The following is an 18,299-nucleotide window of genomic DNA, read 5'->3' as shown; positions in this document are numbered from 1 at the left end:
GGTTTCGCGCAAGCGCGCGCATATGGTCGAGAAGATCCTGGCAACGCTCGCGGCATTCGCCATCGCCGTCATCTCCGGCATGGGATATTGGGGGATCGTGCTGCTGATGGCGATCGAGAGCGCGTGCATTCCGCTGCCGTCCGAGATCATCATGCCGTTCGCGGGTTACCTGGTGTCGACCGGACGGTTCGAGCTGTTCGCCGCCGCGACCGCGGGCGCGATCGGGTGCAATCTGGGGTCGATCGTGGCGTATGAGATCGGCCGGCGTGGCGGGCGACCGCTGGCCGAGAAGTTCGGGCGCTACGTGCTGATCGGACCGGGCGAGTTGGACCTATCCGATCGCTTCTTCAACAAATGGGGGCCGTTCGCGATCCTGATCGGGCGGATGCTACCGGTGATCCGCACCTTCATCGCTTTTCCTGCGGGCGTCGCGCGGATGAAGCTGATCCCGTTTCACATCTACACGTTTATCGGGTCGTGGCCGTTCTGCCTGCTGCTCGCCTGGATCGGCATGAAGCTGGGCGACCAGTGGAACAGCGATCCGCGGTTAAAGGCGTTCTTTCACCGCGCCGACGCGGTGATCGGCGTAGTGCTGGTCGCGGCGATCGCTTTCTACATCTGGCACCGCGTCCGCGGGCTCAGGAAACACGGCTGAGCGGACGCGCGCGCGCCCAGCTACGTCAGGGCAGATCTGGCGTTTCCGCCTTCTTCGCCGCCTGCCGTTCGCGCTTCCACGCCGACAGGTCCTGCACGTTGCACCCGGTGGCACCCGCCGCGCCAACCGCTGAGCAGGTGCCGACGCCCGTGTTGCCGACGGTGCGGTTGGCCTGTTCCTTGACCGCCCAGCTCGCATTCTCGGGTGTGACCTCGAAATTGCGGAGTTCCTTTGGAATGCGGAACTGCTCCGCGGCGGGGCGGCGGACGCAGACGACGACTTCCTCGTTGTTGCTGTTCGTCGGGCAGCGCTCGTTACCGTAGAGGACGAGCACGCCGTTGACGGGCGCGCTCTTCGACACGCCCTCCGCCGCAATTACCTTGGCAACGCGCGGCTGTGATGGCGACGGCGGACCGAGCCCCTGCCCCGAGGCCATTGTGGGCAGCGCCACCGCGAGCAGACCAATCAACGAACGCATGTGCCTTCCTCAGATACGCTTGGCCGCGGCGATCGCGACGCGGCAGCCGAGCCGGATCGCGGCGGACATGATCGGGTAACCGAACGCCTGCTCTGCACCGTGCGCGAGCGCGGTGTCGCGGTGTTCGAGCTCCTCGGCCTGGAACTCGCGGATCGCATCGGACAGCTCGGGATCGCTGTCGCCGAGTTCGGTCAGCTGATCCTCGTAATGCTTGTCGATCTCGGTTTCGACCACGGCAGTGCAGGCCATCGCGGCGTTGGGTCCGATCGCGGCGGTGACCGCGCCGAGCGCAAAGCCCGCCGCGTCCCAGAATGGCGCGAGCAAGGTCGGGCGCACGCCGCGTTCGGCGATCATGCGGTCGAAGAAGGCGCGATGCTTCTCCTCCTGCAGCGCCATGCCCGCGATCTCGCGCGCGATCGCGGTGCGGTGCCCCATGACGGCGAGCTGGCCGGCGTAGATGCGCGTGGCGCCGAACTCGCCCGCCTGATCGACGCGGATCATCGAGTCGGTCTTGGCCGGGCGGTCCCCTGGTTTCCACGTCATGCACGCCTCCTCAGCAGCCATCCGATCACCGTCGCTCCGATGAGCGACGCCGCGGCGTTCCATCCCGCCAGCGAGACGCCGAACAGCGTCCACTGTGCAGCGTCACACCGTACGATGGGGGCGGCGAGCAGATCCTTCAACATCGCGTCGGTCGAACGGCCAGCGCCGCTGATCGTCATGGTGCAGGCGGTGATACCCTGCCACCAGTGATATTCGACGCCGGCGTGGAAGACGCCGATCAGCCCCGATACCGCGATCAGCGCGGCGGCACCCGCGACCAAGGTCGCCTTGGTGCGCGCGCCACCCGCGACGAACGACAGCGCGGCAAGCACGAGCGCACCGTAATGCGGCCAGCGCTGCCAATGGCACATTTCGCACGGATAAAGATGGCCGATCAGCTGGAACGCCCACGCCCCTGCCAGCAGCGCGGCGGGCACGAGAAAAGCGAGCGCGCGGGCGCGGCGTTGCGAGGCGTTCAGGACCGGCGTCACTTACGCGGCGTTCCGGGCGCGCGCGTCGGCGTTGCGTCGACCGTGGGCTTCGCCATTGCACTGGTGACGGCCGCCACCTGCGTCGCACCTCCCAGCCGCGCGACCGTCTTCAGCGCGTACCAGAGCTGGAAATCCTTGATCCCCTGCTTTTCGAGGCTCGCCGGCGTCGCGGTGAAACGCGGATCGTCCTTGGTATCCTCCTCCAGCACCGCATTGTCGGGCGACTTGATCTCGTTGATCAGATGCCGGCGCAGATCGGCCTCGCGGAAGACGGGGCGGGTCTTGTAATCGGGATCGGACAGCTGCGGCACGCGGATGTCGGGCTCGATCCCGCCTTCCTGCACGCTCCGCCCCGAGGGCGTGAAATAGCGTGCGGTGGTGAGGCGCAGCGCGGTGCGGGGCCCGAGCGGCAGCAGCGTCTGCACCGATCCCTTGCCAAACGTCTTCTCGCCCATGATCAGCGCGCGGTGGTGATCCTGCAGCGCGCCCGCGACGATCTCGCTGGCGGAAGCAGTACCCGAGTCGGTCAGCACAACGATCGGCAGCCCGGTGGCGTCGTCGCCGGGTTTCGCGAAATAGCGCTCGATATCCGCCTTGTCGCGGCCGCGCTGCGAGACGATCTCGCCGTGGTCGAGGAACGCGTCGCTGACCGCAATCGCCTGCGTCAGTAGACCGCCGCCGTTCTCGCGCAGGTCGACGACATAGCCAAGCGGCTTGTGACCGAGCGCCTTGTCGATCGCCATGATCGCGGCACGCGTGTCGGCGCCGGTGTTCTCGGAGAAGGTATTTATGTTGATGTAGCCGACGTTGCCCTTCACCTCCCATTTGACCGGGCGCTGGACGATCACCTCGCGCACCAAGGTCACGTCGATCGGCTTGTCGCGACCCGGACGGATCAGCGTCAGCATGACCTTCGATCCGGGCTTCCCACGCATCTGCGAGGTCGCCTCGTCGAGCGTGCCGCCGTAGATCAGCTTGCCGTTGATGTGGGTGATGTAATCGCCCGACTTGATGCCCGCGCGGCCCGCGGGCGTATCTTCCTGCGGGGCGACGACCTTGACCGCACCGTCCTCCATCGAGACGGTAAGCCCCAGGCCGCCGTAATTGCCTTCGGTCATGATGCGCAGATTGTCGAAGTCGGACGCGTCGACGTAGCTGGAATGCGGGTCGAGCGCGGCGAGCATCCCGTCGATGGCGCCCTTCACCAACTGCTCGTCCGTTACCTTGTCGACGTAATCGGCCTTTACGCGGTTGTAGACGTCGAGGAACTTGTCGAGTTCGCGGTAGGTGCTGGTGTCGGCGGCGGCCATCGCGCCAGTGGCGACGGGCACGAGCGCAACCGTGGCGACGAGGGCAGTGGCCTGGAGCAATTTCGACTTCATGCGGTGGGCGCTTGATCCTCGAGGGCGATGGGCTCGTCGTGTAGCGGAAAACCGAGCCGTATCAAAGCAGCACGGGGCTGAACCGCGGCTGAGCGGGCGGACGCACGTCGCTGCGTCAGATCAGCATCGAAAGGTCAATCGGGCGGCCGCGGCGGCGCAGTTCGACGGTGACCTGCGGCGGCTCGCCCGCGCCTGCTGCGCCGATCAGCGCGCCTGCCGCGACCCGCTGCTCGCGCGCGACCGATAGCCGACCGAGCCCGGTCAGCAGCGTGACCCAGCCCTGCCCGTGATCGATGATGACGACGGTGCCGAAGCCACGGAACGGCTGCGCGAAGACGATCCGTCCTGCAGCAGGCGCGACGACGCGCGCGGCCGGCGCCACCGCGAAAGTCAGGCCGCGGGCGCGCACGCCGTTGTCGGACAATTCGCCGAAGCCTGTGACGAGCCGCCCACGAACCGGCAGGCGATAAGGGGAGGCGATCTCCGCGGCAACGGCCGCGATCGGGGGACCGGGTAGCGCGAGCAGGCTGGCAAGCGTGCCCTGCGCATCGCCGACGCCGCGCAGCCGGTCGACGATGTCGCGCGCGCGCTCCCCCAGCGCCAGCGCGCGATCCGACGCGGTACCCGCGTCGAGCGGCTCGCCGCGCAGGCTCGCGAGCGCACGGCGTGCGCCGAGCAATTGTGCGCGCCCCGAGCCGAGCTCGGCCTGCGCCGCCGCCGCGCTGGCGTGAAGCGCGCGCGTCTGCGCCAGTTCGCCGCGGATCGCTGCGGTCCGTGCACGCACCAGCGGCAACGAGGCGCCGAACACCGCGCGGACGTGGACAAGGTCGTCGAGGCTGCCCGGCTGAACGATCGCCACCGCCGCGGGACAACGCGCGAGCGCGGTCAAGCCGGTCAGCAACCGTGCAATCGGCGCCTGCTGCGCGGCGAGTTGCTGCCGCTGTTTGGCGAGCTCTCTGTCGGTGGTGGCAGCGCGCAGCCCGGCGATCGCGATCTCGGCCTCGGCAACCTCGACCCGCGCTTCCAGCGCCGCCTCGTTCAGCCGCGCGCGGCGGATCGTATTGCCCGTCGCCGCGGCGGCACGATCCGCTTGCGCGGCGCGGCGCTGCGCCGCAGCGCGGGTCGCCTGCGCGGTGCGAAGCGCCGCCGTGGTGACCCGTTCGGGCGCGGCGGTCGCCTGTGCGACGACACCGAGCAGCGCCCCGCTCAGGACCACGGCCGCGACCGCGGAGGCGAAACGGCGCACGCCCCTAGCCTTCACGGTGGTATGGGTGGTTGGCGAGGATGCTGGTCGCGCGGAACAATTGTTCCGCCAGCATCGCGCGCGCGAGCAGGTGCGGCCAGGTCGCGCGCCCGAACGAGACGAGCAGGTCAGCCTCGGCGCGCTCGGCATCGCCGAAGCCATCGGCGGCGCCGAGCAGGAATCGTGCTTCCCGCACGCCGTCATCGCGCCAGCGGCCGAGCGTTTGTGCGAACGCGGTCGAGCCGAGTATCTCGCCCTTTTCATCGAGCAGTACGCGGCGGCTGTGGGGCGGCCGGTCGGGCTCGCGCCCGCCCTGATCGGGCAGTTCGGTCACCCGTGTCGGCCAAATGATCCGTTTCAGGTAGCGCTCGACCAGTTCGGCCTCGGGCGAGCGGCCGATCCGGCCCCTCGCGACGATGTGCAGCAGCAGGTCAGGCGTTCCCCGAGACTGGCGAAACGGCTGCGTCCTGCGCGGGCGCCGCCGGCGCATCACCGAACGACCACATCCGCTCCAGATTGTAGAAGGTGCGCACTTCGGGACGGAACAGGTGAACGATCACGTCGCCTGCGTCGATCAGCACCCAATCGGCGGTCGGCAGGCCTTCGATGCGGGCGGAGCGCCCGGTTTCGCGCTTGACCTTCTCCGCGAGCTTGGCCGCCATCGAGGCAACCTGACGCGTCGAGCGGCCCGAGGCGATCACCATGTAATCCGCGATCGAGGACTTGCCCGCGAGCGGGATGGAGATCGTATCGACGGCCTGATCGTCGTCGAGCGACTGCATAACAATCCGATGCAGCGCCTCGACATGGTCGGGGTCTGTTGATCGGTTCGCGACGTGGGTGGCGGGCAAGGTTGCTCCTCAGTTTGCCGGTTCGGGTAAGGATATGGGAGGCACGAACCGTTGGTGCCATAGCGGATCGGCGGCGCGTCTGAGCGTCGCGGAGGTCGGGTCCGGGCGGAAACGCAGCAGCACCAGCGCCGGCACACTCCAGTCGGTCCAGTCCTTGGCCGTGCGCGACGGGTGGGCGAAGCGCCTGAGCCACGCCATCGCGGGGGCCGCGACGGCGCGTGCATCATATCCGGGGCGGGCCACGACCGCAATCGGCATCGTGCGCGCGATATCGCGCCAGCGCCGCCAGGCAGAGAATTGCACCAGATTGTCCGCGCCCATGATCCAGACGAACCGGTCGCGCGGATACCGGCGGGTGATAAAACGAAGCGTGTCGACCGTGTAACGGGTGCTCAACCGCGTTTCGACGTCGCTCGCGCGAATGCGGCTGCGCCGTGCCATGACGCGTGCGGAGGCGAGCCGCGCGGCGAACGGCGCCATGCCGGCCGCGGGCTTGAGTGGATTGCCCGGCGACACGAGCCACCACAGTTCATCGAGTGCGAGCGCGTCGATCGCGGCAAGCGAGATGCGACGGTGGCCTGAGTGCGCGGGATTGAACGATCCGCCGAGCAGCCCGATGCGGCGCGTCACGACCGCGTGTTTCCGGTGATCACCCGCGGACCTGCCCCGTCCCGCGGCCGACCCATTTGTAGGTCGTCAGCCCCTCCAGCGCGACGGGCCCGCGCGCGTGAAGGCGGCCGGTGGCGATACCGATCTCCGCGCCGAGACCGAACTCCCCCCCATCGGCGAATTGCGTTGACGCGTTCCACAGCACGATCGCGCTGTCGCAGCGTGCGAGGAACTGCTCCGCCACCTGCTCGTCGCCCGCGACGATCGCGTCGGTATGGCCCGAGCCGTGACGCGCGATATGAGCGAGTGCTTCGTCCACGCCGTCTACCAGGGCGACCGAGCAGATCGCGTCGAGGTATTCGGTATCCCAATCGGCGGGATCAGCAGGTTGTACGATCTCGCCGATAGACGCTTCCGTCGGATCGCCGCGCACCTCGCAGCCAGCCTGCTGCAATGCCTCTACCAGCATGACCGGATCGGCGAAGTCGCGGTCGATCAGCAGCGTCTCCATCGCGCCGCAGATGCCGGTACGGCGCATCTTCGCGTCGAGCACGATCGCACGCGCCATGCCGGGGTCAGCGGAGGCGTGGACGTAGACGTGGTTGATGCCGTCGAGATGCGCGAGCACCGGCACGCGCGCCTCGGCCCGGACGCGCGCGACCAGGCTCTTGCCCCCGCGCGGTATAATGAGGTCGATCAATCCGTCGGCGGCCAGCATCGCACCCACTGCAGCGCGATCGGTCGTGGAAACGAGCTGCACCGCATCTGCCGGGATCCCGGCGGCGGCGAGCCCCTCGATTATTGCCGTATGGATCGCACGATTGCTCTCGACCGCCTCCGATCCGCCGCGAAGAATCACCGCATTGCTCGCGCGCACGCAGAGAGCGGCGGCATCGGCAGTAACGTTGGGGCGGCTCTCGTAGACGATGCCGATCACTCCGATCGGCACGCGAACGCGGCTGAGCACGAGGCCGTTAGGCCGCGTATCGGTGTCGATCACATGCCCGACCGGATCGGTCAGGCCGGCGACCGCGGCGACGCCGCTGGCGATCGCATCCACTCGTGCCGGGTCGAGCCGCAGCCGATCGAGCATCGCGTCGGACAAACCGGCCGCGCGCCCGCGCGCCACATCGATCGCATTGGCGGCGAGGATCGCATCGCGGGCGCTGCGCAGCGACTCTGCTGCACGCAGCAGCGCGTCGGCCCGGCGCGCGTCCGGTGTGCTGGCCAGGCTCGCGGCGGCGCGACGCGCACGCTCGCCCATTCGCGCGATCAGCATGGTCGAGGCGTCGGGGTCGAGCATCAGCGTCGCGCTAGCACGAATTGCACGACGCGGCGACGGCGACGATGGTGCGGGCCACTGGCGCGCGGTGCACCACCGCTTACATAGGTTGCATGACAAGCCAGTCCGTCGGTCGCCGTCGTTTTCTCGCCCTTGCCGGCATGGGCACTGCCGCCACCACGCTGATGGCGTGCGGCGCGCGCTCGGCCGCGGCGGCGGAGCATTTTCCACTCACCAAGAGCGATGCGCAGTGGCGCGCGCAGCTCGGTCCGACGGCCTATCAGGTGCTGCGCCAGGAAGGCACCGAGCGGCCGTATTCGAGCCCGCTCAATGGTGAACACCGCGCAGGTATCTTCGCGTGCAAGGGCTGCGCGCGACCTTTGTTCTCGAGCAAGACCAAGTTCGAGAGCGGAACGGGTTGGCCGAGTTTCTGGGCGCCGCTGAAGGGTGCGGTCGCGACGCGTCGCGATTCGACGCTGGGCATGATCAGGACAGAGGTACACTGCCCACGCTGCGGCGGACACCTGGGCCATGTGTTCGACGACGGGCCCAAGCCGACCGGCCTGCGCTATTGCATGAATGGCATCGCGATGACGTTCCGCCCGGCGTGATGCCGTCGCGGACGGTGTTGCGCTGATCCCAGCCTTGCCGTCATCTCGGGCTTGATCCGGGTTACGTCTGGCCAGTCCGCAGACGAAAGCGGATCTCCATTGAAATCGGACGGCGGTTCTGGCTGCCTCAGTTCGCCGCGGCGAGCGCGACGCCGGCCGCGACATGAACCGGCGCGTTGGTAGCGATCGTCATCGTTGGCAGCGTCGGCTCCGCGGTCGCGGGCTCAGCGTGTGCGCCATGCGCGTAGATGAACCCTTGCACCGGGTTCACCGAGGTGCCGAGATCGTGGTTGGCGGCGAACCACACGCGCACCTGGCTCCAATCGCCGGCGGGCGACACATCAACGGCGCGCACGTCGCGCTCGATCCCGCCGCGGGTCGACCAATTGGCGTGGGTCAGCAGCACTTCGCGATCGCTGACGATGCGGCTGACCATCGCAACATGGCCGACGCGCATCCGCGACGTCGCCTTGAACGCCATCACCGCGCCGACCGCGGGCGTGTTGCCGCGATCGTAGCGACCCGCCGCCTGCCCCCACCAGGTGTTCGCATTGCCGCGCAGGTCGATGCCCGACACCTCGCGCGCGAACGGCACGCACTGGAGATACTTGGCCGAGGCGGGGACCGCCGTCATCAGGGTGCAAGAAACCACCAGCGCGAAACGCGCTGCCAAAGACTTCAAGTTCACGGGTGACCCCCCGGCCAAATGACAGTGTTGAGCCGCTGCTAGCCGGAGGTTTTGAAAACAACAAACGTCGGCGGAACCTTTTCCGACGAAGTGAGTAGCCGCGGCGACGAACCGGGTTTCGCCGCGTCATCAGTGTAGAAACACTGCCCTTTTCTTGGCTTTAGGCCGCCGGGCCGGGCGACGCAGCGTCCATTACGGGCGCGCCGCTCAGCCGTTCCATCCGCAGGCTGTGCTCGGCGCGGCCGAACGGGAAGCGGGCGTAGAAAAAGGCGGCCAGGCAGGCGAGCGCGACGTAGCAGCCGGCATAGATCAACGTCAGCCGATCGAGCACCGCGACCGGAACCTGCCCCGGCACCGCCTTGGCCGGGAACCCCGCCGCGGTCAGGATCAGGCTGCCCAGGAAGATGCCCACCCCGCTGGTGCATTTCTGAATGAAGAAGCCACCGGCGAAGAACACGCCCTCCGACCGACGCCCCGTGGTGACTTCCGAGTCCTCGACCACGTCGGCTAGCATCGAGGCACCCAGGATATAGGCGGTGACCCCGCACGCGGTGCCCGCCGCGGCGATCGCGAACAAGAGCGGCAACGCGTAGGGTGAGCCGACCGCCGGGAACAGCCCGGCGAGCCGCAGCCAATATGGCATCGTGCCGATCGCCATGCCCATCACGGCCGCGGTTGCCGCACCGCGCGGCTTGCTGCCCGCTGCGCCGATCCGCGGTGCGGCAACGAAGGCGAGCGCTACGCCGCCGAATAGCGAGACGCTCAGCCACACGAAGTCGAACCCGCGGAACCCCCACACATAGGTGTAGAGATAGTTGGTCATCGCGTAGCTGATCCCCTGCGCGGTATAGGCGAACAGCCCCGCGAGCATCAGGATGGCGAAGGCTCGGTTCTTCACCGTCTGGCGCATCTCGCGGAAATTGTCGGCGAGCGACTGCCGCACCGCCGGCGGCTTGGGCAGGTTCGGGATCTCCTTGTGCGTACCGATAGCGGAGGTGAGGATCGTCACGCCCATGAACAGCGCGCCCGCGAGCGCGAACCCGCTATAGCCGGCACGATTGAGCAAGCCGTTCGGGTAACCGGGCGCGGGTGCCAGAAACCAGACATAGGCGCCGACCAGCATCAGCAGCCCTCCCGCCCAGCCGAACAGGTAGCGGTACGCCATGATCCGGGTACGCTCGTCGTAGTCGCCCGACAATTCGGCGGCGAGCGCCTGGCTGGGTACCTCATATGCGCTGACCGCGGAGCGGACGAGCACCGCGACCACGAACAGCCAGCCGAGGATCACCTGTTCGGATGCCTGCGGCGGGTTCCACAGCATCAACCAGCCGAGCATGATCGGCAGCGCGGCGCCGTACATCCACGGGTGCCGCCGCCCCCAGCGCGTGCGCGTGCGGTCGGAAAAGAAGCCCACGGTCGGGTCGACGAACGCGTCGATGATCAATGCCGCCATGATGACGAGCCCGACTGTCGCCGCGGGCACGCCGACCACCTGATTGTAGAACAACAGCAGGAACGTGCCGAACCCTGAGTCCTTGACGCCGTAGGCCGCGGCACCGACCCCGTAGCTCGCCATCGTCGCGGGCGACAGCCGGCGCAGCTTGGGCGCGCTGCCCGACGGGACGGTGCTGCCGGGTGCCGCCGGGTCGACGCCCGCGGCAAGACTCATTGAAATGCTTCCAACGCGGAAAAGAGCGAGGGCTGGGTCGCGTCCCAGCTCGCGCGGGTACCGATCGTCAGCCCGCCATCGACGACGATCGACGTGCCGGTGACGAAGGCAGCATCGTCGCTGGCGAGATACGCGACCGCGGCTGCGATATCCTCGGGCCGCCCGGCACGCTTAACCGGTTGCGCGTGCGCCGCGATCCCGGCGATCGCCTGGTTGGCCTGCGCGCGCTTGTCCTCCGGCACGTCGAGGTGGCGGGTGAAGATGTTGGTGGTGATGAAGCCCGGGATCACCGCGTTGACGCGAATGTCGTGGGCAGCGAGGTCGGCGGCGGCGAGCTTGGTCAGATGCAGCACGCCCGCCTTCGCGGTCGAATAGGCGATTGGCGCGTAGCCGCTGCCGAGTGCGGACACGCTGGACGTGTTGACGATCGCGCCCCCGCCGCGCCGGGCCATCAGCGGTGCGGCGTAGCGGATGCCGAGCGCGACCGAGCGGAGCAGCAACGCCTGCGTCCGGTCCCAGTCGTCGGGTGCGATCTCGTCGATCTTCTCGCGCGCGCCGCCGGCCCCTGCGTTGTTGAACAGGATGTCGAGTCCGCCCGCATCATCGGCTGCCTGGAGCAGCGCGGCGATCGCCTCCGCACTGGTGACGTCGGTGTGCTGGAAGTGGATGCGCCCCTTCGACGTGGCGGCGACCTCCGCGCCGGCGGTCGCGTCGATGTCGCCGATCCAGACCTCGGCGCCTTCCTCGACCAGTCGAATGGCGGTCGCGCGGCCGATGCCCGATGCACCACCCGTCACGACCGCGCGCTTACCTGCAAGCCGCATCCGCTCTCCTGTTCCCCGGTCTCTTCCATCATGAGCCGGCGTTTTCAGCATCATAGTATGGGGTATTGCAGCGTCAATCCATCGTCGTTCGAATGTCGGGTTTGGCGCGCTTGTCTCGGCCGGCACGGCGCGATAGAGCGTGGCACGGCTTCACCGAATTGGGCAGAACATGGCTCTCGACACCGAAACCTTCGACGCGCTGATCGACCATCTGCGCCGCTTCGTCGCCGACCGGCTGCGCCCGCTGGAGGGCGAGGTCGAGGCGAACGACGCCATCCCTGACGCGGTCGTGCAGGAAATGCGTGAAATGGGGCTGTTCGGCTTGTCGATCGCCGAGGAATACGGCGGGCTCGGGCTCAATATGCTGGAGGAAGCCAAGGTCGCGATCGAGATGGGGCGCACGACGCCCGCGTTCCGGTCGACCTTCGGCACCAACGTCGGGATCGGCAGCCAGGGCCTCGTCATGGCGGGGACGCCCGAGCAGAAGCGCGAGTGGCTTCCTCGGATCGCCAGCGGCGAGGTGGTGACGAGCTTCGCACTGACCGAGCCCGACGTCGGATCGGATTCGGGCGCAGTGAAGACGCGCGCGGTGCGCGATGGCGACGTGTACCGCCTGTCGGGAACCAAGCGCTACATCACCAATGCCGACAAGGCCGACCTGTTCACCGTGATGGCGCGGACCGGAGACGAGCCCGGTGCGCGCGGGGTGTCCGCGTTCCTGGTGCCCAAGGCGCTGGCGGGCGTGACGATCGGCGAACCCGAGAAGAAGATGGGGCAGAAGGGCGCCAAGGTCGCCGACGTCAATTTCGACGACGTGGCTGTGCCGGTCGCCAATCGGCTGGGCGCGGAGGGTGAGGGCTTCAAGATCGCGATGCGCGTGCTCGACCGCGGGCGGCTGCACATCAGCGCGGTGTGCGTCGGCGTCGCCGAGCGGTTGATCGCCGACTGCGTCGCCTATGCCGCGGAGCGCAAGCAGTTCGGCAAGCCGCTCGCCGATCACCAGTTGATCCAGGCGATGATCGCCGACAGCAAGACCGAGGCACTCGCCGCACGCGCGCTGGTGCTCCAGACCGCGGCCCAGAAGGACGCCGGCACCGACGTGGTGATGGAGAGCGCCGCGGCGAAGTATTTCGCGTCCGAGATGGTGGGCCGCGTCGCCGACCGCGCGGTGCAGATCTACGGCGGGGCGGGCTATATCGCCGATTACGGGATCGAGCGGCTGTACCGCGACGTGCGGCTATTCCGCATCTACGAAGGCACGAGCCAGATCCAGCAGATCATCATCGCGCGCGAGACGATGAAGCGCGGCGGCTAAACCGCTCGGGGAAGCGCGACGGCTGAGCAGCATTACACGGGAGAGGGTAGCGGGTGGGGCCTCCCCTCACCCCGGCCCTCCCCTGGTTGGGAGAGGGAGAGGTTATGGATACGAGCAGGCTGTTCCGGCTGGACGGGCGCATCGCACTGGTGACCGGGGGTAGTCGCGGCATTGGCAAGATGATCGCCGCGGGTTTCATCGCGCAGGGTGCGACCGTGTACGTATCGAGCCGCAAGGCGCCGGCATGCGACGAAACCGCGGCAGAACTGGGCGAGCGCTGCATCAGCCTGCCCGCCGACGTGTCGACCGTCGAGGGCTGCCGCGCACTGGCCGCCAAGCTCGCCGAGCGCGAGGAGCGAGTCGACATTCTCGTCAATAATGCGGGCGCGGCCTGGGGCGCGCCGTTCGAGGACTTTCCCGAGAGCGGCTGGGACAAGGTCATGGACCTGAACGTGAAGTCGCCGTTCTTCCTGACGCAGGCGCTTCACCCGATGCTCAAGGCCGCCGCGCGGCGCGAGCAGCCGGCCAAGGTGATCAACATCACCTCGATCGACGGGCTCAGGCTCAATCCATGGGACACCTACAGCTACCATGCCTCCAAGTCGGCGCTGATCTATCTGACCAAGCGGATGGCGGCGCGGCTGGTCAAAGACGCGATCAACGTGACCTCAATCGCGCCGGGCGCTTTCGCCAGCGAGATGAACCGCGCCGCGCGCGACCACGGCGACGCGGTGGCGCAGAACATCCCGGCCAAGCGGATCGGCTATGACGAGGACATGGCGGGAACCGCGATCTATCTCGCCAGCCGCGCGGGCGATTACGTGATCGGCGAGACGATCGCGGTTGACGGCGGCATCGTCAACGCGAGCCTGGGCAGCTCTATCGATCCTTGATGCGATCGAAGTAGCGGTGGCGAGCACGGTGCCGTCACCCGCTGCTCGCCTGCGCGTCAGGTCACCAACGCTCGCATCAACGCGGACTGCGCGTCACCATTCGTGGCGACTTGCGGCAATGCCTGAGCGGCTGAAAGGTCGCAAAAGTCCGAACGGTCACACCCTACCCATGCGCGCGCGCAGGGTTATTCGGTTGTGACAGAGCCGATCGCGATGTGCCTAACCAAGGACGTGTAGAACAGCGCCGTTTGATCAGTCCACCGACTCTTACACGAACGGCAGCTTCGCCTCGCGCACCGCGGCGACATATTGCTGCATCGCGTAAGCGGCCTTGGACGACAATTTGAGGAAAGCGCGGCGTTTGTCGAACGGGTCGGCCTCACGCTCGAACAGGCCGGCGTCGGTCAGCTTGGTGATCCAGCGCAGCGCGGTGGTCGGCGGCACGGCGGCAGCGATGCACAAGCTGGACACCGACACCTGCCCGCGTTCGAGCTGGGCGGCGAGCAGGTCGAGCAGCATGTCCCAGGCGGGATCCTCGAACAGTCCGGCCTCGAAGAAGCGATCGCGCAGGCGGCGCGCGCGGATCACCTCGCGGACCTGCATCGCGGTCACATCGAAGCTGAGCGGCGGCGGTGCCAAAGGTTGCAGCCGCTGCTCGTTCTGCCGCTGCCGCGTCGCTTCGCTTTGCCGGCTGAGCCGCGCGACCACTTCGGCGATGCGCGCGACCTCGGCGTTCAGGCGCTGCAGCCGCGCCGCCTCGCTCTCGTTGACGCGCTCGGCGACGGACGCGACGCCGTTGTCCTCGGCCGCGATCGCGAGTGCCGCGATCCATTCCGCCGCCTCGGGCTCGCACAGCAACTGCGCGGCCGCATCGGTGCACGTCGCCGCGACCAGATCGAGCAGCGCGAGCGGAAACGCGATCACGAGCGGCCAGTCACGCGACGCCGCGAGCTGATCGAGGCGGGCGAGCAGGTCGGCGGACACGTCGGTAGCCGCGACGAGATCGAGGATCAGCACCGGGCGTCCGACATGATCGGCGAGGCCGGCGAGATCGGCGCCGAGCGAGTATTCGCGGCTCACCCGCGCGTTCAGTGCATTCAGCGCAGCGGTCCGCGTGTCCGCCTCGCGTGCCTCACGCCCGATCACCACCACGTCGAAGCGTGAGGCGGGGGCCACGTCCGCGGGGAAGGTCCATGCCGGGGCGGCACCGGCCCGATCCGCGTGCATGCTCATGTCCGACCCAGCCCCTTCTCTCGCGATCATGCGGCAATCTAGCGCAACAACGCCGATCTGACGGAAGTTTCCGCCACAATGGAGCAAATAGTCAATCGAGTGACTTAACGATCTCCTCGACCATCTTCTTTGCATCAGCCAGCAGCATCATGGTGTTGTCCATGTAGAAGACGTCGTTGTCGACGCCCGCGTACCCCACGCCGCCCATGCTGCGCTTGACGAACAGCACGGTCTTCGCCTTTTCGACGTCGAGCACGGGCATGCCGTAGATCGGCGAGGTCTTGTCGGTCTTGGCCGCGGGGTTGGTCACGTCGTTCGCGCCAATCACGAAGGCGACGTCGGTCTGCGCGAACTCCGAGTTGATGTCCTCGAGCTCGAACACCTCGTCGTACGGCACGTTCGCCTCGGCGAGCAGGACGTTCATGTGGCCGGGCATGCGCCCCGCGACCGGGTGGATCGCGTATTTGACGCGGACGCCGTGTTCCTTGAGCTTGTCCGCCATCTCACGCAGTACGTGCTGCGCCTGCGCGACCGCCATGCCGTAGCCGGGCACGATGATGACCTGCTCGGCCTGGCTCATCAGGAAGGCCGCGTCCTCGGCCGAGCCGCGCTTCCATGGCCGATCGACCTTGGCCCCGCCCGCGCCGCCTGCCTCGGCACTCTGGCCGAAGCCGCCCGCGATCACGCTGATGAAGGAACGGTTCATCGCGCGGCACATGATGTAGGACAGGATTGCACCCGACGATCCGACCAGCGCGCCCGTGATGATCATCGCGGTATTATGAAGCGTGAACCCCATCGCCGCCGCCGCCCAGCCCGAGTAGCTGTTGAGCATCGAGACGACCACCGGCATGTCCGCGCCGCCGATCGGCACGATTAAGAGAAAGCCGATCGCGAAGGAGAGCAGCACGACGATCCAGAAATCCCACGGCGATTGCGTCGCCCAAAAGGAGAAGGCGAACCACGCGATCATCAGCGCGACGCCCAGGTTGATCGGGTGGCGCGCGGGCAAGAGGATCGGCGCGCCGCCCATGTTGCCGTTCAGTTTGAGGAACGCGATGACCGAGCCGGAAAAGGTGATCGCGCCGATCGCGACGCCAAGGATCATCTCGATCCGGCTGACCTGGTGAATGACCGCGAACGGCTGACCGATGAGCGGCGTCACGACGTCGGCGATGCCGAAGGCTACCGGGTTGAGATAGGCGGCGACCGCGACCAGCACCGCGGCCATGCCAACGAGCGAGTGAAAGGCAGCGACGAGCTGCGGCATCGCGGTCATCGCGATCCGGCGCGCGGTGACAATGCCGATCGCGGCGCCGATACCGATGGCGGCGAGGATTTCGAACACCGCGGACTTGTCGACGCGCGACAGGATCGCGGCATAATCCTCGCCCTCGACGATCAGCGACACGGTCGGGACGTGGGTGACTAATGTGGTTACGACCGCTACGCCCATCCCGATCATGCCGTAGCGGTTGCCCTGCTGGCTGGTCGTCGGGCTGGAGAGACCGCGCAGCGCCAGGATGAAGCACACGCCCGAGACGAGGTAGGCGAGCGCCACCCAGGGATTGACCGCGACCTGTTCCACTTCGTTGCTCCCCCGATTATTCCGTCACCCTGCCCGCGTGCGCGGACGGCGCCGCGTCAGTGTTTGGCGGCGGCGGGCCGCTCCTTCTTCTTGTACATGGCGAGCATCCGGCTGGTGACCGCGAAACCGCCGAAGATGTTGATGCTGGCGAGCACGACGCCGATGAGCCCGAGCCACTTCGATCCGGTGCTGCCCGCCGCCGCACTCGCGATCAGCGCGCCGACGATGATGACCGACGAGATCGCGTTGGTCACCGCCATCAACGGCGTGTGAAGTGCCGGCGTCACCGACCACACGACGTAATAGCCGACGAAACACGCCAGCACGAAGATCGACGAAATCGCGACGAAGTCCATTCAAGCAGCTCCGGCTAGATCCTCCCCATGCCCGGCATGGGGAGGGGGACCGCCCGACGGGCGGTGGAGGGGCGATGCGGCGCGCGCGACAGCGTCTGCGACCGCATCCGGATCGCGCAAGATGTCCGACGCGGCGATACGCAGGATCATCAGCCCGTTTGCGTGCAAGGCGGCGTCACGGCGTGCGTCGTGCAGCGGCCGGGCGCCGCGGCTGTGCGCCTCGCCATCCACCTCGACCGCCAATCGCGACGCGGGACAATAGAAGTCGAGCACGTATCCGGCGATCGGGTGCTGGCGGCGGAACTTCACGTCGGCGCTGCGGCGGCGCAGGCGCTGCCATAGCAGGACCTCCGGAAGGGTCATGGCACGGCGTAACGCGCGCGCATGCCGGACGGGTGAAGCCCCTCCACCGTGCTGCGCACGGCCCCCCTCCCCATGCGGGGCATGAGGAGGATTTGAGGTCACGCCGACAGCCTCGCGTTGACGATCTGTCCGTCCCTGGTCAGCCGGACCGCGTCGCCGATCTCGGCGTCGAGGACCGGGCGGCCCTGTTCCTTGTCCCAGAAGGTCGACAGGAAGTTGTACAGGTTGCGCGCGAACAGCGCGGAGGCGTCGGTGGCGAGGCGGCTGGCGACGTTGCGGTGGCCGATGATCCTGACGCCGTGACGGATGACCACCTCGCCCGCAACCGCGCCCTCAACGTTGCCGCCCTGCTCCACCGCCAGATCGACGATCACCGAGCCGGGTCGCATCGTAGCGAGCTGCGCGTCGCTGACGAGCCGCGGCGCGGGGCGGCCGGGGATCAGCGCGGTGGTGATGACAATGTCCTGTTTCGCGATATGCGCGGACACGAGCTCGGCCTGCGCGGCCTGGTATTCCGCACTCATCTCGCCGGCGTAGCCGCCGCTGCCCTCGCCCTCGATGCCGGCGACGTTTTCGACGAAGATCGGTTTGGCGCCGAGCGACTGGATCTGCTCGCGCGTGGCGGAGCGGACGTCGGTCGCCGACACCTGCGCACCCAGCCGCCGCGCGGTCGCAATCGCCTGCAGCCCGGCGACGCCAACCCCCATCACGAACACCTTGGCGGCGCTGACCGTGCCTGCCGCGGTCATCATCATCGGAAATGCGCGGCCGTATTCCGCTGCGGCGTCGAGCACCGCCTTGTACCCGGCAAGATTCGACTGCGACGACAGAATGTCCATCGATTGCGCGCGAGTGATGCGCGGCATGAACTCCATCGCCAGCGCTTCGAACCCTGCGTCGGCGTAGCTCTCGACGCGCGCACGTTCGCCAAAGGGATTGAGCCCGGCGACGATCCACGCGCCGGTCGCCGCGCCCGCGATCGTGGCCACGTTGGGGCCCTGCACGCCCAGCAGGATGTCCGCCCCCGCGACTGTGGCGGCACGGTCGCCGATGCTCGCGCCCGCGGCCGCGTAATCGGCATCGGCATAGGAGGCGCGGACGCCTGCGCCCGCCTCCACCGTGACCTCGGCCCCCAGGCCTACGAACTTCTTCACCGTCTCCGGTGTCGCCGCGACGCGGCGCTCGCCGTCCGCCCCCTCGGCCAGGACAGCGATCTTCACCATGG

The 18,299-nt window shown here is 67.9% G+C and carries 21 protein-coding genes; 4 read left to right on the top strand and 17 right to left on the bottom strand.

Translation table 11 applies throughout. From position 1 onward, the window contains the following. Positions 1 to 22 precede the first annotated feature (22 nt). Positions 23 to 655, top strand: a complete 633-nt coding sequence (locus tag Q0579_RS17645; RefSeq protein WP_298815015.1) for a DedA family protein — start codon at positions 23 to 25, stop codon at positions 653 to 655. A 25-nt stretch (positions 656 to 680) separates the two neighbouring features. On the opposite strand, the gene Q0579_RS17640 is transcribed toward Q0579_RS17645, so the two are convergent. The 9 genes from Q0579_RS17640 to Q0579_RS17600 all read right to left on the bottom strand — a co-directional run bounded on the left by Q0579_RS17640 (position 681) and on the right by Q0579_RS17600 (position 7,555). Then, the gene (locus Q0579_RS17640; protein ID WP_298815012.1) at positions 681 to 1,133 is read right to left on the bottom strand and encodes a hypothetical protein; all 453 of its coding nucleotides are present in this window, start codon (positions 1,131 to 1,133) and stop codon (positions 681 to 683) included. 9 nt (positions 1,134 to 1,142) lie between these two features. Then, complete coding sequence (locus Q0579_RS17635; RefSeq protein WP_298815009.1) at positions 1,143 to 1,676, bottom strand: demethoxyubiquinone hydroxylase family protein; 534 nt, start codon at positions 1,674 to 1,676, stop codon at positions 1,143 to 1,145. Beyond that, positions 1,673 to 2,167, bottom strand: coding sequence for a disulfide bond formation protein B (locus Q0579_RS17630; RefSeq protein ID WP_298815006.1), 495 nt, complete (start codon positions 2,165 to 2,167; stop codon positions 1,673 to 1,675). The genes Q0579_RS17635 and Q0579_RS17630 overlap by 4 nt, the downstream gene beginning before the upstream one ends. Continuing rightward, the gene (locus Q0579_RS17625) at positions 2,164 to 3,549 is read right to left on the bottom strand and encodes a S41 family peptidase (RefSeq protein ID WP_298815003.1); all 1,386 of its coding nucleotides are present in this window, start codon (positions 3,547 to 3,549) and stop codon (positions 2,164 to 2,166) included. Before Q0579_RS17625 ends, Q0579_RS17630 begins: the two co-directional genes overlap by 4 nt. A 115-nt stretch (positions 3,550 to 3,664) precedes the next feature. Beyond that, a complete protein-coding gene (locus Q0579_RS17620; RefSeq protein ID WP_298815000.1) occupies positions 3,665 to 4,795 on the bottom strand; it encodes a peptidoglycan DD-metalloendopeptidase family protein in 1,131 nt (376 codons plus the stop codon). Between the two features lie 4 nt (positions 4,796 to 4,799). Continuing rightward, positions 4,800 to 5,222, bottom strand: a complete 423-nt coding sequence (locus Q0579_RS17615) for a 23S rRNA (pseudouridine(1915)-N(3))-methyltransferase RlmH (protein ID WP_298815061.1) — start codon at positions 5,220 to 5,222, stop codon at positions 4,800 to 4,802. A gap of 1 nt (position 5,223) precedes the next feature. After that, positions 5,224 to 5,574, bottom strand: a complete 351-nt coding sequence (rsfS, locus tag Q0579_RS17610; RefSeq protein WP_298815058.1) for a ribosome silencing factor — start codon at positions 5,572 to 5,574, stop codon at positions 5,224 to 5,226. A 78-nt stretch (positions 5,575 to 5,652) separates the two neighbouring features. Further along, positions 5,653 to 6,273 carry a nicotinate-nucleotide adenylyltransferase gene (locus tag Q0579_RS17605; RefSeq protein ID WP_298814997.1) on the bottom strand — a complete coding sequence of 207 codons (621 nt, stop codon included), beginning with the start codon at positions 6,271 to 6,273 and terminating at the stop codon, positions 5,653 to 5,655. Positions 6,274 to 6,292: 19 nt separating this feature from the next. Further along, positions 6,293 to 7,555, bottom strand: coding sequence for a glutamate-5-semialdehyde dehydrogenase (locus Q0579_RS17600; protein ID WP_298814995.1), 1,263 nt, complete (start codon positions 7,553 to 7,555; stop codon positions 6,293 to 6,295). Between the two features lie 92 nt (positions 7,556 to 7,647). Here Q0579_RS17600 and msrB point away from each other — a divergent pair, with 92 nt between their 5' ends. After that, positions 7,648 to 8,145, top strand: a complete 498-nt coding sequence (gene msrB, locus Q0579_RS17595; protein ID WP_298814992.1) for a peptide-methionine (R)-S-oxide reductase MsrB — start codon at positions 7,648 to 7,650, stop codon at positions 8,143 to 8,145. A gap of 127 nt (positions 8,146 to 8,272) precedes the next feature. Here msrB and Q0579_RS17590 read toward each other — a convergent pair whose 3' ends face one another. From Q0579_RS17590 to Q0579_RS17580, 3 genes are all read right to left on the bottom strand, one after another. After that, entirely contained in the window at positions 8,273 to 8,779 is a 507-nt protein-coding gene (locus Q0579_RS17590) for a CHAP domain-containing protein (protein WP_298814989.1), read from the bottom strand. A 214-nt stretch (positions 8,780 to 8,993) separates the two neighbouring features. Further along, a complete protein-coding gene (locus Q0579_RS17585) occupies positions 8,994 to 10,502 on the bottom strand; it encodes an MFS transporter (protein ID WP_298814986.1) in 1,509 nt (502 codons plus the stop codon). Then, the gene (locus Q0579_RS17580; protein ID WP_298814984.1) at positions 10,499 to 11,326 is read right to left on the bottom strand and encodes an SDR family NAD(P)-dependent oxidoreductase; all 828 of its coding nucleotides are present in this window, start codon (positions 11,324 to 11,326) and stop codon (positions 10,499 to 10,501) included. The genes Q0579_RS17585 and Q0579_RS17580 overlap by 4 nt, the downstream gene beginning before the upstream one ends. Positions 11,327 to 11,495: 169 nt before the next feature. Here Q0579_RS17580 and Q0579_RS17575 point away from each other — a divergent pair, with 169 nt between their 5' ends. Both Q0579_RS17575 and Q0579_RS17570 read left to right on the top strand, forming a co-directional pair. Further along, entirely contained in the window at positions 11,496 to 12,641 is a 1,146-nt protein-coding gene (locus Q0579_RS17575; protein WP_298814982.1) for an acyl-CoA dehydrogenase family protein, read from the top strand. Positions 12,642 to 12,745: 104 nt separating this feature from the next. Next, complete coding sequence (locus tag Q0579_RS17570; RefSeq protein ID WP_298814980.1) at positions 12,746 to 13,534, top strand: SDR family oxidoreductase; 789 nt, start codon at positions 12,746 to 12,748, stop codon at positions 13,532 to 13,534. Positions 13,535 to 13,801: 267 nt separating this feature from the next. On the opposite strand, the gene Q0579_RS17565 is transcribed toward Q0579_RS17570, so the two are convergent. The 5 genes from Q0579_RS17565 to Q0579_RS17545 form a co-directional block, all read right to left on the bottom strand. After that, positions 13,802 to 14,767 (bottom strand): winged helix DNA-binding protein, encoded by a 966-nt coding sequence (locus Q0579_RS17565; protein WP_298814978.1) that lies wholly within the window; start codon positions 14,765 to 14,767, stop codon positions 13,802 to 13,804. Positions 14,768 to 14,858: 91 nt separating this feature from the next. Beyond that, entirely contained in the window at positions 14,859 to 16,355 is a 1,497-nt protein-coding gene (locus Q0579_RS17560; RefSeq protein ID WP_298814976.1) for an NAD(P)(+) transhydrogenase (Re/Si-specific) subunit beta, read from the bottom strand. Between the two features lie 56 nt (positions 16,356 to 16,411). Then, a complete protein-coding gene (locus Q0579_RS17555) occupies positions 16,412 to 16,711 on the bottom strand; it encodes an NAD(P) transhydrogenase subunit alpha (RefSeq protein WP_298814974.1) in 300 nt (99 codons plus the stop codon). Beyond that, positions 16,712 to 17,176 carry an endonuclease domain-containing protein gene (locus tag Q0579_RS17550; RefSeq protein ID WP_298814972.1) on the bottom strand — a complete coding sequence of 155 codons (465 nt, stop codon included), beginning with the start codon at positions 17,174 to 17,176 and terminating at the stop codon, positions 16,712 to 16,714. Then, positions 17,173 to 18,294: an NAD(P) transhydrogenase subunit alpha gene (locus Q0579_RS17545; protein WP_298815055.1), complete on the bottom strand. Its 1,122-nt coding sequence runs from the start codon at positions 18,292 to 18,294 to the stop codon at positions 17,173 to 17,175. Before Q0579_RS17545 ends, Q0579_RS17550 begins: the two co-directional genes overlap by 4 nt. Between the last annotated feature and the right edge of the window lie 5 nt (positions 18,295 to 18,299).

It is taken from the genome of uncultured Sphingomonas sp. (assembly GCF_936927845.1).
Taxonomy (GTDB): Bacteria; Pseudomonadota; Alphaproteobacteria; order Sphingomonadales; family Sphingomonadaceae; genus Sphingomonas.
Note: the sequence above shows the minus strand (reverse complement) of the source record. Positions and strands in the feature narration are given on the sequence as shown.

Coding starts and splice junctions, on each gene's coding strand:
- Q0579_RS17555 (WP_298814974.1), bottom strand. CDS start 16,711: ATGGACTTCGTCGCGATTTCGTCGATCTTCGTGCTGGCGTGTTTCGTC.
- msrB (WP_298814992.1), top strand. CDS start 7,648: ATGACAAGCCAGTCCGTCGGTCGCCGTCGTTTTCTCGCCCTTGCCGGC.
- Q0579_RS17640 (WP_298815012.1), bottom strand. CDS start 1,133: ATGCGTTCGTTGATTGGTCTGCTCGCGGTGGCGCTGCCCACAATGGCC.
- Q0579_RS17590 (WP_298814989.1), bottom strand. CDS start 8,779: ATGACGGCGGTCCCCGCCTCGGCCAAGTATCTCCAGTGCGTGCCGTTC.
- Q0579_RS17585 (WP_298814986.1), bottom strand. CDS start 10,502: ATGAGTCTTGCCGCGGGCGTCGACCCGGCGGCACCCGGCAGCACCGTC.
- Q0579_RS17600 (WP_298814995.1), bottom strand. CDS start 7,555: ATGCTCGACCCCGACGCCTCGACCATGCTGATCGCGCGAATGGGCGAG.
- Q0579_RS17580 (WP_298814984.1), bottom strand. CDS start 11,326: ATGCGGCTTGCAGGTAAGCGCGCGGTCGTGACGGGTGGTGCATCGGGC.
- rsfS (WP_298815058.1), bottom strand. CDS start 5,574: ATGCAGTCGCTCGACGACGATCAGGCCGTCGATACGATCTCCATCCCG.
- Q0579_RS17575 (WP_298814982.1), top strand. CDS start 11,496: ATGGCTCTCGACACCGAAACCTTCGACGCGCTGATCGACCATCTGCGC.
- Q0579_RS17625 (WP_298815003.1), bottom strand. CDS start 3,549: ATGAAGTCGAAATTGCTCCAGGCCACTGCCCTCGTCGCCACGGTTGCG.
- Q0579_RS17565 (WP_298814978.1), bottom strand. CDS start 14,767: ATGAGCATGCACGCGGATCGGGCCGGTGCCGCCCCGGCATGGACCTTC.
- Q0579_RS17570 (WP_298814980.1), top strand. CDS start 12,746: ATGGATACGAGCAGGCTGTTCCGGCTGGACGGGCGCATCGCACTGGTG.
- Q0579_RS17635 (WP_298815009.1), bottom strand. CDS start 1,676: ATGACGTGGAAACCAGGGGACCGCCCGGCCAAGACCGACTCGATGATC.
- Q0579_RS17645 (WP_298815015.1), top strand. CDS start 23: ATGGTCGAGAAGATCCTGGCAACGCTCGCGGCATTCGCCATCGCCGTC.